Source organism: Streptomyces spinosisporus, assembly GCF_022698145.1.
GTDB classification, from domain to species: domain Bacteria; phylum Actinomycetota; class Actinomycetes; order Streptomycetales; family Streptomycetaceae; genus Streptomyces; species Streptomyces spinosisporus.
The window spans coordinates 1-14,131 of sequence record NZ_JALDAX010000014.1 but is presented as its reverse complement, the minus strand read 5'-3'; the positions used below and the strand labels follow the sequence as shown (position 1 = coordinate 14,131).

The 14,131-nt window shown below is 69.3% G+C and carries 10 protein-coding genes; 6 read left to right on the top strand and 4 right to left on the bottom strand.

The window, feature by feature from the left end:
* Positions 1–96 precede the first annotated feature (96 nt).
* The 4 genes from MQN93_RS30480 to MQN93_RS30465 are packed head-to-tail and all read right to left on the bottom strand — an operon-like array spanning position 97 to position 4,467.
* Entirely contained in the window at positions 97–954 is an 858-nt protein-coding gene (locus tag MQN93_RS30480) for a carbohydrate ABC transporter permease (protein ID WP_242712076.1), read from the bottom strand.
* Positions 944–1,909 (bottom strand): carbohydrate ABC transporter permease, encoded by a 966-nt coding sequence (locus MQN93_RS30475; protein WP_242712075.1) that lies wholly within the window; start codon positions 1,907–1,909, stop codon positions 944–946. The genes MQN93_RS30480 and MQN93_RS30475 overlap by 11 nt, the downstream gene beginning before the upstream one ends.
* Entirely contained in the window at positions 1,906–3,330 is a 1,425-nt protein-coding gene (locus MQN93_RS30470) for an ABC transporter substrate-binding protein (protein WP_242712074.1), read from the bottom strand. The genes MQN93_RS30475 and MQN93_RS30470 overlap by 4 nt, the downstream gene beginning before the upstream one ends.
* A gap of 45 nt (positions 3,331–3,375) precedes the next feature.
* On the bottom strand, positions 3,376–4,467 hold the full coding sequence (locus MQN93_RS30465) for a glycoside hydrolase family 172 protein (RefSeq protein ID WP_242712073.1): 1,092 nt from the start codon (positions 4,465–4,467) through the stop codon (positions 3,376–3,378).
* A gap of 280 nt (positions 4,468–4,747) precedes the next feature.
* Between MQN93_RS30465 and MQN93_RS30460 the strand changes: the two genes are divergently transcribed.
* The 6 genes from MQN93_RS30460 to MQN93_RS30435 all read left to right on the top strand — a co-directional run bounded on the left by MQN93_RS30460 (position 4,748) and on the right by MQN93_RS30435 (position 14,026).
* The gene (locus tag MQN93_RS30460) at positions 4,748–6,226 is read left to right on the top strand and encodes an FGGY-family carbohydrate kinase (protein ID WP_242712072.1); all 1,479 of its coding nucleotides are present in this window, start codon (positions 4,748–4,750) and stop codon (positions 6,224–6,226) included.
* Between the two features lie 167 nt (positions 6,227–6,393).
* Positions 6,394–8,034, top strand: coding sequence for a fucose isomerase (locus MQN93_RS30455; protein WP_242712071.1), 1,641 nt, complete (start codon positions 6,394–6,396; stop codon positions 8,032–8,034).
* Positions 8,035–8,200: 166 nt separating this feature from the next.
* A complete protein-coding gene (locus MQN93_RS30450; RefSeq protein ID WP_372504487.1) occupies positions 8,201–9,322 on the top strand; it encodes a DUF4185 domain-containing protein in 1,122 nt (373 codons plus the stop codon).
* Between the two features lie 73 nt (positions 9,323–9,395).
* A complete protein-coding gene (locus tag MQN93_RS30445) occupies positions 9,396–11,060 on the top strand; it encodes a glycoside hydrolase family 183 protein (RefSeq protein WP_372504486.1) in 1,665 nt (554 codons plus the stop codon).
* A gap of 604 nt (positions 11,061–11,664) precedes the next feature.
* Positions 11,665–13,296, top strand: coding sequence for an aa3-type cytochrome oxidase subunit I (gene ctaD / locus MQN93_RS30440; protein ID WP_051183586.1), 1,632 nt, complete (start codon positions 11,665–11,667; stop codon positions 13,294–13,296).
* A 277-nt stretch (positions 13,297–13,573) separates the two neighbouring features.
* Positions 13,574–14,026 carry a DUF5709 domain-containing protein gene (locus MQN93_RS30435; RefSeq protein ID WP_242712069.1) on the top strand — a complete coding sequence of 151 codons (453 nt, stop codon included), beginning with the start codon at positions 13,574–13,576 and terminating at the stop codon, positions 14,024–14,026.
* Positions 14,027–14,131: the final 105 nt, after the last annotated feature.

Below are 14,131 nucleotides of genomic sequence, written 5' to 3'. Positions count from 1 at the left end.
GCGGACGAGGCACCACGGCACAGGGACGGCGTAGGAAAGGGGCGCCGCACCGGTCACTCGACCGGTGCGGCGCCCCTTGTTCCGTCTGCCGTGCTGCTACTTCAGACCAGACGTCTTGATCGACTCCACGATCTGCCGCTGGAAGACGAAGAACAGCACCAGCATGGGCAGCGCCGCCACCGTGGCCGCGGCCAGGATGTAGTTCCAGTTGGAGCCGTACTGCGTCTGGAAGGAGGCGATGCCGAGCTGGACCACCGTCAGGGACTGGTCGTTGGTGGCGACCAGCGGCCAGACGAAGGCGTTCCAGTTGGCCAGGAAGAAGAAGATCGCCAGGGCCGAGAGGATGGGCCGGGACATCGGCAGGACGATGTTCCAGTAGACCCGCCAGTGGCCGCAGCCGTCCACGATCGCCGCCTCCTCCAGCTCCTTGGGCAGCTGCAGATAGAACTGGCGCAGCAGGAAGATGCCGAAGGCGTTGAAGATGGCCGGGATGATCAGGCCGGCGTAGCTGTCGAGCAGGCCCAGCTGGCGGGCCACCAGGAACAGCGGGATCAGCACCACCGGCGCGGTGACCAGCAGCGTCGCGAAGATCGCGCCGAAGAGCTTTTCACGGCCGGGGAAGCGCAGCCGGGCCAGTGCGTAGGCGGCCATCGAGTGGAAGAACAGCGCCGCCACGGTGATCACCGCGGAGATGAAGAAGCTGTTCCACAGATAGCGCGCGAACGGCACCTCGGTGAAGACGTAGACGAAGTTGTCGAACGTGAAGTCCCGGGGGATCAGGTTCCCGTCGGTGACGGTGGCGCGCGTCTTGAAGGACGACGTGACCATCCACAGCACCGGGAAGACGCTGATCAGCGACAGGACGACGGCCAGGGCCGTGAGTCCGGTGCGCGAGGTGGGCCGGCGCCGGCCGGCCGGTGGGGTGGCCTGGGCCGCCATGGCGTCACTCGCCATCGTCGAACCTCCCGCCTCTCGTGAACTTGAAGATCACCGCGGAGACGGCGACCATGATCAGCACCAGGAACGAGCCCATCGCCGAGGCATAGCCGTATTCACCGAATCCGAAGGCCTGCTGGTAGATGTAGAAGATCGCCAGTGAAGTGCCGTTGGCCGGGCCGCCGTTGGTCAGGACGAAGATCAGGTCGAGACCGCCGGTGATCGCGGCGACCGTCGACATCAGCAGGACGAAGAAGCTGGTGGGGCGCAGCAGCGGCCAGGTGATCGTGCGGAAGGTCGTCCACGGGCCCGCTCCGTCGAGCTTGGCGGCCTCGTAGAACTCCTTCGGGATCTCCTGGAGCCCCGCCAGGAAGATGATCATGTAGTAGCCCATCATCACCCACACCATGACGGCGATGACGCAGCCGAGAGCCAGGGAGGGGCTGCCGAGCCAGGACTCGCCGTCGAAGCCGGCCGCCCGCATGGCGCGGTTGACCACGCCGGTCTGCTCGTCCAGCAGGAACTTCCACAGCACGCCGACCACCACGAGGCTGATGACGTACGGCAGGAAGAGCGCGGTGCGGTAGACCCCGACGCCGGGCAGCTTCTGCTTGACCAGCAGACCGAGCCCGAGGCTCACGCAGAACAGGACGGGGACGAGGATCACCACGTACTCACCGGTGATCTTCATCGAGTCCCAGAACAGCGGGTCGTCCATCATCCGCCGGTAGTTGCCGAGCCCGATCCACTCGTAGCTGCCGAAGCCGCTGACCTGGAAGAAGCTCAGGCCGATGGAGAGCACCATCGGGACGGCGACGAAGACGAGCAGCCCGAGCACGTCGGGGGCGAGGAACAGGCCGGCGGCCAGCCATTCGCGGTGCTTGCGGCTCAGCCTGCGCCGGTCGGACGAGACGGGTGCCTGGGCCGGGGCGACCGAGGTGCGCCGGCCCTCCTGTGCGGCGACGCTGCTCATATCAGGCTCGCCCCCTTGTAGCTCTTGGTGTAGGCCGCGATGGACCGGGCGGCTCGCTCCGCCTCGCCGGCCACCCCGCGGCCCGCGAGCATGGTGCCCTGGATGGCGTCGGAGATCGCCTTGTAGACGACCGGGGGATAGCGCGGTTCGGCGCGGCCGCCCGGGAAGATCTCGTCCTTGAACTTCTTCATGATCGCGGAGTCGTAGCCGCCCTTGGCGGCTCCCCGCTCCAGGGCGCTGGCACGCGGCGCCACGTCGGACTTGGCGCCGACGCACCAGTCGACCATCCGGTCGATGGAGTCGTCCTTCATGGACCCCAGCGCCCAGACGCAGAACTCGGCCGCCGCCTCGGGGTTGCGGCCCTGCGCGTTGGCGCAGAACGACCAGCCGCCGAGCGTGGTGACGTATCTGCCGCCCGGGGGCAACGGCAGCTTGAAGACCCCGTATTTGTACTTCGGTGCGAACGCCTTGAAGCTGGAGACGTTCCAGATGCCCTGCTGCCACAGGGCGACGTTGCCGCCCTTGAAGCCGCTGATCACGTCGCCGGCGGCGGGCAGTGTGCGCGGGGTGATGCCGTGGCGCACCGCGTCCTGCCAGAACGCCAGGGCCTGGCGGGTGGCCTTGGAGTCGAAGGCGACGTTGCCCTGCTGGTCCAGGACGTCGCCGCCGCCCTGCCACATCCAGGGGTACCAGGTGAAGTTCTGGTAGTAGCCCGGATTGGTCTCGAAGACGAGGCCGGCCCGGGTTCTGGTGCGCAGCTTGTCACCGATGTCGAGCATCTGGTCCCAGGTGGTGGGGATGTCCGCCTCGGACAGGCCGGCCTTCTCCCAGACGTCCTGGGCGTAGAACATCGCCAGCGGCTCGACCTCCATGGGGAGGGCGTAGACCTTGCCGTCGACCTTGCGGCTGTCGAGCGCGGTGCCGAAGTCGTCGACGGCCTCCTTCTCCATGTACGGAGTGAGGTCGGCCAGCACCCCGCCGTTGTAGTAGCGCAGGAAGTCGCCGGGGGAGAGCAGGAAGACGTCCGGGCCCTCGCCCGTGGCGAACGCGGAGGGGAGCTTGAAGCCGTTGAGGTAGGTGGGCTGCGGCAGGTAGACGAGGTCGATCTGCTGCCTATGGCTGGCGTTCCACTTGGCGACCATGTCGGTGAACCACTTGGACTGCGCGTTGATCGCCGGGTCGGGTGAGCGCTGCGGCCCGTAGAAGTTCCAGAACTGGAGGTTGCCCCCCTTCGCCTGGGCGGTGCCGCAGCCGGTGAGCAGGGCCGGGGAGGCCAGGGCCGCGCCGGCGCCCGCCGTCGCGGTCAGGAAGCGGCGGCGTGAGGTGCCGGAGCCGAGGCCGTGGCCGTGCGTGCCGGGGATGCCGGCCGGGGTGCCGGTCGGTCTGGCGGGGCGCTCGGCGTCGTTGCCGTGCTGGAGCATGCGTGCGCTCCTGTCGGAGTGGGACGGGGCTGGGATACGAGGGGCTCAGTCGACTTCGAGGGTGAGCAGGTCCGGCGTGGCCGGACGGGACGCGCAGGAGGGGGCGTCCAGGTAGAACAGCGAGGTGGAGGCGATGTCGTCGCTGGTGTGGCGATAGCGGTGCGGAAGGCCGTTGCCCTGGCCGGGGCCGATGCCGAGGCTCTGCACGGTGACGCGGAGGTCCTCGCTGAAGCGGATCGGGTCCAGGACGTGCCAGCGGTACATCCCGAACCGCTGCTGGCTGCGGTACAGCCCGTCCGGGCGCAGGATCTGGTTCAGGCCCAGGTAGGGGGTGGTGTAGGCGGTGTAGCCCTGGCCGGGGACGTCGAAGTTCCAGGCGCCGCCGAAGTAGTCCTCGGTGCCGGTGCCGCAGATCGTCGGGAACTCGTCGTCGCCGTCGAGGTAGAACTTCAGCTCGCCCTCGCCCCACCAGCCCGGGCTGTTGACGCCCCAGGCCAGATAGGTGCCGACGTAGGAGCCGGCGCCGGTGACGCCGTCGAGCAGGGTGTGCACCTCGCCGAACGGCACCGGGTGGCTGCGGCGCCACTGGGCGTGGAAGTAGGAAGCGTCGTCGCCGACCTCGTCCAGCTCGTAGTCCACCTGGTAGTAGAGCGTGACCTTCTCGGCGGTCAGGTTCTCCAGCGTGATGCGCGCCTTGCGGCGGAACGGCATCGGCCAGTAGGCGTTGAAGCCGCCGTTGGGGTTGGCCGCGACCGGCACGGACGAGACCTGGCTGAAGGTGTTCCAGCCGTTGCAGAAGAAGTCGCCCAGCGGCACCTCGACGGCCGGGTCGTCCTCGCCGTCCCAGTACATCCGCAGCAGGGTGCCGCGCCACGCCGTGTGCGGGTCGGTGGTGCACCACAGGTGGCGGATGGTGCCGGGGCCCTCGATGTCCGCGAGCACCGCCGTCTCACCGGCGGCGATGTCGATGCTGGGGGAGATCTTCCAGCCCGGCCCCAGCCGGCTCGCCGCCACCGCACCGGTGCCCTTTGTGGCGCGGCCGCCGCCGGACTTGGCCCCGGTGAAGTTCTCGGCGCTGATGGAACGGCTCACGGCACGCGTCCTGCGCGAGATGCCGTCGAGTCCAAAGGTCGTCATCGTGTTGTGCCCTCATGGTGGAGTACGGGGGCGCGCGCCGCGGGCCGGCTGGGGCACCGTGGGGCGCGGAAAGGTGCGAGGCGGCACCGACACCGCGGTGGAACACCTCTGAAATCCATTTCACCGAAACGTAGAGGGGGTCCCCAGGGGTGTCAAGAGGTGAGACGCCCGGGTCTTTCGGATCGCGGGCATGGTCCAGATCCAAGCTTCTCACCTGGAGAAACCGCGCCTGCCGTGCGGACCCTTGACCCTGAAATCGATTTCTGCAATGGTCCTGGACATGCCTCGCAACGCAGTCATCGGCGTGGACATCGGCACGTCGAGCAGCAAGGGCGTCCTCGTCGGCCTCGACGGCGCCCTGATCCGCTCGGCCGTACGGGAGCACAGACCCGCACGGCCGAGACCCGGCCACTTCGAGATGGACGCCTCCGTGTGGTGGCGCGAGTTCACCGAACTCGCCCGCGAGCTGACGGGTCCTGGTGACGCCTCGGTGGTTGCTGTCGGGGTGAGCGGTATGGGGCCGTGCGTGCTGCTGGCCGACGAACATGACACCCCGCTGCGTCCCGCGATCCTGTACGGCGTGGACACCCGTTCGGTCCGCCAGATCGAGCGGATCGAGGAGCGGCTCGGCGCCGGGGAGATCATCCGGCGCTCGGGCTCGGCGCTGAGCACCCAGGCCGCCGGGCCGAAGATCGCCTGGGTCGCCGAGGAGGAGCCGGAGCTGTACGCCCGAGCCCGTCGCCTCTACATGCCCAGCTCCTGGCTGGTACGGCAGCTGACCAGCGCCTACGTCCTCGACCACCACTCGGCCAGTCAGTGCACCCCGCTCTACGACACGCACGCCTGCGAGTGGTTCGCCCCCTGGGCCGCCGAGGTGGCTCCCGGTATCGAGCTGCCGCCGCTGGCCTGGTCCGGCGAGGCGGCCGGCACCGTCACCGCCGAGGCCGCCCGGGAGACCGGCCTGCCCGCCGGCATCCCCGTCACCACCGGCACCATCGACGCCTGGGCGGAGGCACTGAGCGTGGGTGCGCAGCACACCGGCGATCTGATGCTGATGTACGGCACCACCATGTTCCTCGTGCACACCGTGCCCGAGCCGCTCACCAGCCCGTCCCTGTGGGGCACGGTCGGCGCCCTGCCCGGCACCCGCAACCTGGCGGGCGGCATGGCCACCTCCGGAGCCGTCACCAACTGGCTCCGCGACCTGTTCGACGGCACCGACCACACCGAACTCACCCGGCTCGCCACCGAGTCCGGCCCCGGCGCGGGCGGCCTGCTGATGCTGCCGTACTTCTCCGGTGAGCGCACCCCGGTCATGGACCCGCAGGCCCGCGGGGTCATCGCCGGGCTGACCCTGTCCCATACCCGCGGTGACCTGTACCGGGCGGCCCTGGAGGCCACCGGGTTCGGTGTGCGCCACAACATCGAGGTCATCGAGGAGGCCGGCGGCGACATCCGCCGTGTGGTCGCCGTCGGCGGCGGCACCCAGGGCTCGCTGTGGACGCAGATCGTCTCCGACATCACCGGCCGCCCGCAGGAACTGCGCACCGTCACGATCGGCGCGAGCTACGGCGGGGCGCTGCTGGCCGCCCAGCTCGTCGGCAACGCCCGTATCGACGACTGGAACCCGGTGCGCGAGACGGTGACGCCACGCGCCGAGAACACCGCGCGCTACGACGCGCTGTACGCCCTCTACCGGCGGCTGTACCCGGACACCGCGGACGCCGTCCACACGCTGGCGGCGCTGCAGGAGCGCTGACAGCAGCCCCGGCCCACACAGACCACCCCGGCCCCTACAGACCGCCCACGCGCCCGTGCACGTCACGGGCGCGACACATCCGCACAAGCGCTCACGATCGGCGCGGACGCATAGCCGGCCGTGCCTGCGTGCCTTCGCGCACACCCGAACCCCCGACGGAGACCCGTATGACCACGTACGCCCTGCCCCAGCTCCACCAGCCGCCGGCCGCCGAGCCGCACACCGTCTACACCGTGGCCAGCGGCGACCTGCGCCCGGCCGCCAACGTCACCTGCTGGCCCACCCAGGAGAAGCTGGAGAACGACCTCGCCGCGGCCGTGACCGACCTGGGCTGGAAGGTGCGCCGCGGTCACGCGGTCGACGAGGTCAAGGGCCACGGTTTCATCGACAGCCAGTGCGCCGGTATCGAGGTCTTCAAGACCCTGCCCAAGGACGCCCCGCTGATCGTCGTCGAGGCGGTCTGGCAGTACAGCCACCACGTCCTGGCGGGTCTGCGCAGCCACGAGGGCCCGATCCTGGTCGTAGCCAACTGGAGCGGTGAGTTCCCGGGCCTGGTCGGCCTGCTGAACCTCGCCGGCTCCCTCACCAAGGCGGGCCGCGACTACTCCGTCCTGTGGAGCACCGACTTCACCGACGACTGGGCGCGCGAGGGACTGCGGACCTGGCTGGAGACAGGCACCCTCACCCACGACACCGGCCACGTCCGGCCCCTGCCGCCCCTGTCCGAGGACGCCGAGACCGAGCTCGGTGTGGCTCTGGCCCGCCAGCTGCGCGAGGAGAAGGCGATCATCGGCGTCTTCGACGAGGGCTGCATGGGCATGTACAACGCCATCATCGACGACGAGTTCCTCAACCCGCTCGGCATCTACAAGGAGCGCCTGTCGCAGAGCGCGCTGGTCGCCGAGATGAAGAAGGTCTCCGACGAGGAGGCGAGGGCGGTCCGCGCCTGGCTCGACGACGCCGGCATGACCTTCCACACCGGCACCGACGAGGCCACCGAACTCACCGACGCCCAACTGCTCAGCCAGTTCAAGATGTACATCGCCGCGCTGCGCATCGCCGACGACTTCGGGCTGGATGCGGTCGGCATCCAGTACCAGCAGGGCCTGAAGGACACCGTCCCGGCGAGCGACCTCGCCGAGGGTCTGCTCAACAACGTCCAGCGCCCGCCGGTGCTCAGCCGCGACGGCTCCCGCGAGCTCTACGCGGGCGCGCCCCTGCCGCACTTCAACGAGGTGGACGAGGGCGTCGCCGTCGACTCCCTCGTCACCAACCGCCTCTGGACCGCGATGGGTCTGGACCCGGCGACCACGTTGCACGACATCCGCTGGGGCGAGGAGTACGACGGCCGGTTCGTGTGGGTCTTCGAGATCTCCGGCTCGGTGCCCGCCTCCCACAACGGCGGCTACGACAAGTCGTACAGCATGCGCCAGCCACCGATGTTCTTCCCGCTCGGCGGCGGCACCCTCAGCGGTGTCTCCAAGCCCGGCGAGATCGTCTGGTCGCGGGTGTTCCTGATGGACGGGCGGCTGCACGTCGACCTCGGCCGCGCGAGCGCCGTCGAGCTGCCGGAGGAGGAGACGTGGCGCCGTCTGGAGGCCACCAACCACCAGTGGCCGATCATGCACGCGGTCCTGCACGGCGTCACCCGCGACCAGTTCATGGCCCGCCACCGCGCCAACCACCTCAACGTCGCATACGCCCCTGACGCGGCCACCGCCGACAAGGCACTGCGCGCCAAGGCGGCGTTCTTCGCCGAGCTGGGCGTCGAGGTGCACCTGTGCGGGGACCTGGCGCTGCAGCCGTAGCGGCCCATGGCGCCGGGACGAGCGGGCGGGCACCCGTTCGCCCCCGCCGCCTGCAGAACTCCCGGTGTCCGGTCCACGCCCCGCGCGCGGGACGGACACCGGGCACCGGGCACGTGAACCACTGACCGAGCGAACCAGGGACCCCCACGACTCCGAGGAGCTTCGCATGACAGGTTCACAACACTCGGCCGGGCCGCACCCGGACTCCGGCCGGTCGGCCGCGCCCCTCGGCCCGGCCCGCCGCACGGTCCTCGCTGCGGGCCTCGGCGCGGGCCTCGGTATGGCCGCGACCGGGTTCACCGCCGGCCGGGCCGCGGCGAGCACCGCCGCCATCACCGGCACCAAGATCCGCAATCTCACCGGCCCGGCCGAGACGGGTGCCTTCGCCGCACCCTGGACCGACCTCGGCATCCCCGCCCGCTGCCCCGACGGCACCATGCTGTTCGTCTGCGGCGACACCTTCGACGGGGCCGGGGTGGGCGACCGGGACTGGCGAGCCCCGGTGGGCCTGCGCGCACGCCACCCCGACGTCGACCACTTGGTCATCGACGACAGCGTGGGCGGCGCGCATGCCGTCGGCCTGGTCCCGGAGAGCCATGAGAACAACACCACCGCCATCCCGTCGGACGTCTTCACCGTCGGCGGCACGATGTACATGCATCTCATGCGGGGCGTGCTCTACCAGACCCATCACAGCGACTTCTGGCGCTCGACGGACAACGGCCAGACCTGGCAGTACCTGTGCCAGTGGCCCGGCGACCAGTACGGCGGCCAGTTCCAGCAGAAGACGTACGCGGTCGCGGACGACGGCTACTGCTACGTCCTGTCGACGGTGTTCAACCGGGACGTCGCCTCCGACCTCCTGCTGCACCGCGTCCGCCAGGACCAGCTCGGCAACCCGGCGGCGTACCAGCCATGGGGCTACGCCAACGGCGCCTGGGCCTGGGGCAACTACCCCACCACCATCACCGGCCGCCGCCGCTGGGGCGAGATCTGCTTCCGGGCGATGGGCGGCAAGTACGCACTGACCTGGCTGAACATGGAACCCCTGTCGATGCGCGCCCAGATCTTCGCGCTCCCGACGAGCAACCTGTTCACCACCCCGGAGCAGACCATCATCGTCCCGACCACTCCGGGCAACGAGTCGGGCAACGCGGTCGCCAGCCCGTACGGCGGCTTCATCGTCCCCGGGTCCACCTTCGCCGACTTCGACATCACCGTGAGCCAGTGGTACGACGCCCAGAACTACTGGGTCATGCAGTACCGGATCAACGGCCTGGCCGTCTGAGCACGTTCCCCCGAGCACGTCTCCCCAAGCGCGTTCCCAGTTCCCGAAGTTCCCGAGCCGACCCGCGAGGAGCATGTCCGTGCGCAGACTCAGAGCCCTGATCACCCTGGCGGTCGCGCTGGCCGCCGTAGGCACGCTGACCACCCCCGCCGTCCAAGCCGACACCACCGCTCTCGCCAACGCCCCCGAGAGCACCTACTTCTCCACCGTGAGCGTCGATCCGGGCGCCACCGTCGGCGCCCCCGCGATCGGTGACAACAAGGAGCACGGCGACCTGTGGCCGTCGTGCTGGTCCGACGACGACAACGTGTATGCCGCCTACGGCGACGGCGTGGGCTACGGCAGCACCTGGAACGACATCGGCGTGGCCCGGATCAGCGGCATGCCCGGCAACCTGACGGGCACGCAGCGCGCGGCCGGCGACCGGATCGGCCGGATCTGGGGCGATCCCGGCCAGTACTACCGCAAGCCCACCGGCATGGTCTGCGTCAACGGCGACCTCTACCTGGCCGTCCAGGACCTCAAGCAGGGCACCCTGGACCACGCGCCGAGCGCGACGATCGTCAAGTCCACCGACAAGGGCGCGACATGGACGTCAGACAAGACAGCACCGATGTTCTCCGACCAGACTTTCACCACGGTCATGTTCCTCGACTACGGCAAGGACAACGCGAACAGCCCGGACGGCTACGTCTACGCCTACGGCCTGGACTACAACTGGCGCGACACCTTCGACCCCGACCCGGACCCCGCCGACCTCTATCTGGCCCGGGTGCCCGCCACCGCCGTCCAGGACCGGTCCGCATGGCGGTTCTACGCCGGTGACAGTGCGGGCACCCCGCAGTGGACGCCGGACATCGACCGGCGGGTCTCCGTCCTCCACGACGACCACCGCATCTACCAGAACGTGGGAACCGCGGGGCGCGTCCGGGACCTGAGCGTGATCAGCCAGGGCGGGGTCGTCTACGACAAGCCGCTGAACCGCTACCTCTACACCTCCTGGACGGAGTACACCTACGAGTTCTACGAGGCGCCCACCCCGTGGGGCCCGTGGAAGCACTTCACCCCGAAGGACTTCGGCGGCTACCCATGGACGCACACCAAGCACGGCGGCTACGCCACCACCATCCCGTCGAAGTACATCAGCGCGGACGGCAGGTCGATGTGGCTCCAGTCCAACGTCTGCCCCTGCGGCGGCGGTTACCCGGCCGGCGACTTCTGGGCGTACACCTTCTCGCTGCGCAGGATGTCCCTCACCCCGTCGACCCCCACCACCCCGGACAACGGGCCGGACGCCGCCCGCAACCTGGCCCGCGAACCCGGCACCGTCCCGGTCGAACGCGCCACGCACTTCGGCACCGCGATCTACAACGACGGCAACACGGCCCAGAACGAGGACGACTGGAACGACGAGCGCAAGCCCACCAGTTGGTGGGGCTACACCTGGCCGCGCACCTACCGCCTCGACCGGGTGGCCTACACCACCGCCACGATGTTCGGCGACGGCGGCTGGTTCAGCAGCGCCCCCAGGATCCAGGTGCGCCGCGACGGCGTGTGGACCGATGTCACCGGCCAGCGCGTGACACCGTCCTACCCCACCTCCCCGTCCGCCGGCACGAACAGGACATACGTCTTCGACTTCGACACCACGACCGGTGACGGCGTCCGTGTCATCGGCGGCAGCGGCGGCACCCAGACCTTCACCTCGATCGCCGAACTGGAGGCGTACTACCGCTGACGCTCGGTGTTCGATCAGCGTTTCTGTCTGCGTGGAGTCGCGATTGAGCAGGCGTGCCGCCTGGAGCAGGCACAGGAGCGGGTCGGTGGTCGTGCTCAGCAGCCGGTAGGCGCGCGCCTGTTCGGCATCCAGGCCGGCATGGACAGGCGCGCGAGGACGGGGTGATGGCCAGGTCGCCCGCCTGGTGCTCGGCGAGCCGGTTGGTGTCGTCGGCGAGCCTGTCGGCCAAGGTGGCGATGCGCCAGGTGGGCCAGGCGGCAGGCGGCAGGCGGCGATGCGGACGGCGAGCGGCACAAAGCCGCACGCGGCCACCATATAGCGGGCCGCCTCGGGTTCGTCGGCCGGAGTGCGCAGCACTGCACCGAGCGCGGCGGCCGGCTCCTGGTGGTGCCCACCCCCTTTTCGCAAGGCGGACAGCGAGGTACGGCGACGCATCCTTCGGCCTCACCGAGAGCCGTCATGACCCGCCCCTTCACCTGCCGTAGACGGCACATGTATGCCGCGGTGCTTGATTTGCGCTCGCGGCACGGCGGCGCGTGGCCGCGGCCCCTCGATCGGACGCACGGAGGCGACGGTGGCGAAAGTACAGGCGGCCGACACGGCCATGGAGCGGCGGCAGGGCGCAGGCGGGGGCAGGGCGGTGGTGGAGTGGCTGACCACCACGGACCACAAGAGGATCGGGACCCTCTACTTGACGACCTCGTTCGTGTTCTTCCTCGTCGGCGGCGCCTTCGCCCTCGTGATGCGCGCCGAACTCGCGCGCCCGGGCATGCAGTTCCTCTCCAACGAACAGTTCAACCAGGCCTTCACCGCGCACGGCACCATCATGCTCCTGGTCTTCGCCACCCCTCTGTTCGCGGGTTTCGCGAACTGGATCATGCCGCTGCAGATCGGCGCCCCGGACGTGGCCTTTCCCCGGCTGAACATGTTCGCGTACTGGCTCTATCTTCTGGGTTCCCTGATCGTCCTGTCGGGATTCCTGACCCCGGACGGCTCCGCTCACTGGGGCTGGACCGGATACGCGCCCCTTTCGAGCGCCCTGTACTCGCCCGGCGTGGGCGGCGACCTCTGGGTCATGGGCCTGGCTCTGTCGGGCTTCGGGACCATTCTCGGCTCGGTCAACTTCATCACGACCATCATCTGCATGCGCGCGCCCGGCATGACCATGTTCCGCATGCCGGTCTTCACGTGGAACGTCCTGCTCACCGCGGTCCTGGTCCTCATCGCCTTCCCGACGCTGGCGGCAGCTCTCCTCGCCCTTGAGGCGGACCGGAAGTTCGGCGCCCACGTCTTCGACGCGGCCAACGGCGGGCCCCTGCTGTGGCAGCACCTGTTCTGGTTCTTCGGCCACCCCGAGGTGTACATCATCGCCCTGCCGTTCTTCGGCATCGTCACCGAGATCCTGCCCGTGTTCAGCAGGAAGCCGGTCTTCGGCTACATGGGTCTGGTCGGGGCCACGATCGCCATCGCCGGCCTCTCGGTGACCGTCTGGGCTCACCACATGTTCGTGACCGGCGGGGTTCTGCTGCCCTTCTTCGCGTTCATGTCGTTCCTGATCGCTGTTCCCACGGGGGTGAAGTTCTTCAATTGGATCGGAACGATGTGGAAGGGGTCCCTGTCCTTCGAGACGCCCATGCTGTGGGCCTTGGGCTTCCTCGTCACGTTCCTCTTCGGAGGGCTGACCGGCGTTCTGCTGGCCTCCCCGCCCCTGGATTTCCACGTCTCCGACTCGTACTTCGTCGTGGCGCACTTCCACTACACCGTCTTCGGCACCGTCGTGTTCGCCATGTTCGCGGGCTTCTACTTCTGGTGGCCCAAGTTCACGGGCAAGATGCTCGACGAGCGAATCGGGAAGATCCACTTCTGGACCCTCTTCGTCGGGTTCCACTGCACGTTCCTCGTCCAGCACTGGCTGGGCGCCGAGGGAATGCCGCGGCGTTACGCCGACTACCTGGCAGCCGACGGGTTCACCGCCCTGAACACCGTCTCGACGATCGGGTCCTTCCTGCTCGGCGCCTCCATGCTCCCGTTCCTCTACAACGTGTGGAAGACCGCGCACTACGCGCCGCGCGTTGCGGACGACGACCCCTGGGGATACGGCCGTTCGCTGGAATGGGCCACCTCCTGCCCACCCCCGCGGCACAACTTCCTTTCGCTGCCCGCGATTCGCTCGGAGTCCCCCGCGTTCGATCTGCGCCATCCCGAGGTCCGGGCCCTGGAGCACAGCGGACGCTGACAGTCGCCGGGCCGGCGTCCCATCGGTCTCCGGACAAGCGTGGGCCGCGGTCGGCAGCACGTGGATCGGCCGGCAGCACCTCGATCGACCGGCACACCTCCATCGTCCGGGAAGCTGGGGCCGGCGCGCGCGGGCGACCCCCCTCCGTACGAGGAACCCGCGCCGGCTCGGCGACGCCGCGTAGATGCCGCGTCCACAACGTGCCGCTTGGATGAGGGGACCCGGGCCGATGCGGCAGGACGGCGCGGGAGAAGACGACACAGCCTGGGAGAGCCTGATGACGGCAGCAGATGACGCTTCGGCGTCGAGTGATCCGGCAGACTTCAACCCGTTGAGCCCCGAGGAGGAGTACGACGAGGACGAGTTCGGCGAGGACATCCTCGACGAGGGGTACTCGCCTCCCGAGAGACCGCTCGGCGTGTCCGAATGGGGGCTGACCGCCAGGGAGGGGGCCTCCCACGAGGACTTGACCCACCGACTGAGGCGCGAGGTCCCGGAATTGAGCGCGCAGGACGAGGGCGACGGACTGGGTGACGCCGTCGACACCGACGGGGAACTCCTCGACGACCAGGTCGGCGACGAGGGCGCAGGCCGCCTGGTCGACTGGGACACGGACGGTGACGTGGGTTTCGACGACGACTACACGGCGCGGGACGTCGGCATCGACGGCGGCGCAGCCTCGGCGGAAGAGGCGGCCATCCACGTCGTCCCCGACCGTGACATCGAATGACACCAGTCCCGAGACGGACGGCCGAAGGCGATGTCGGGTCGTGCGTCGTGCGACCGCCGTCTCCGGCCGACAGCACGCGTCCTCGGCATCGACCTACGCGACGAC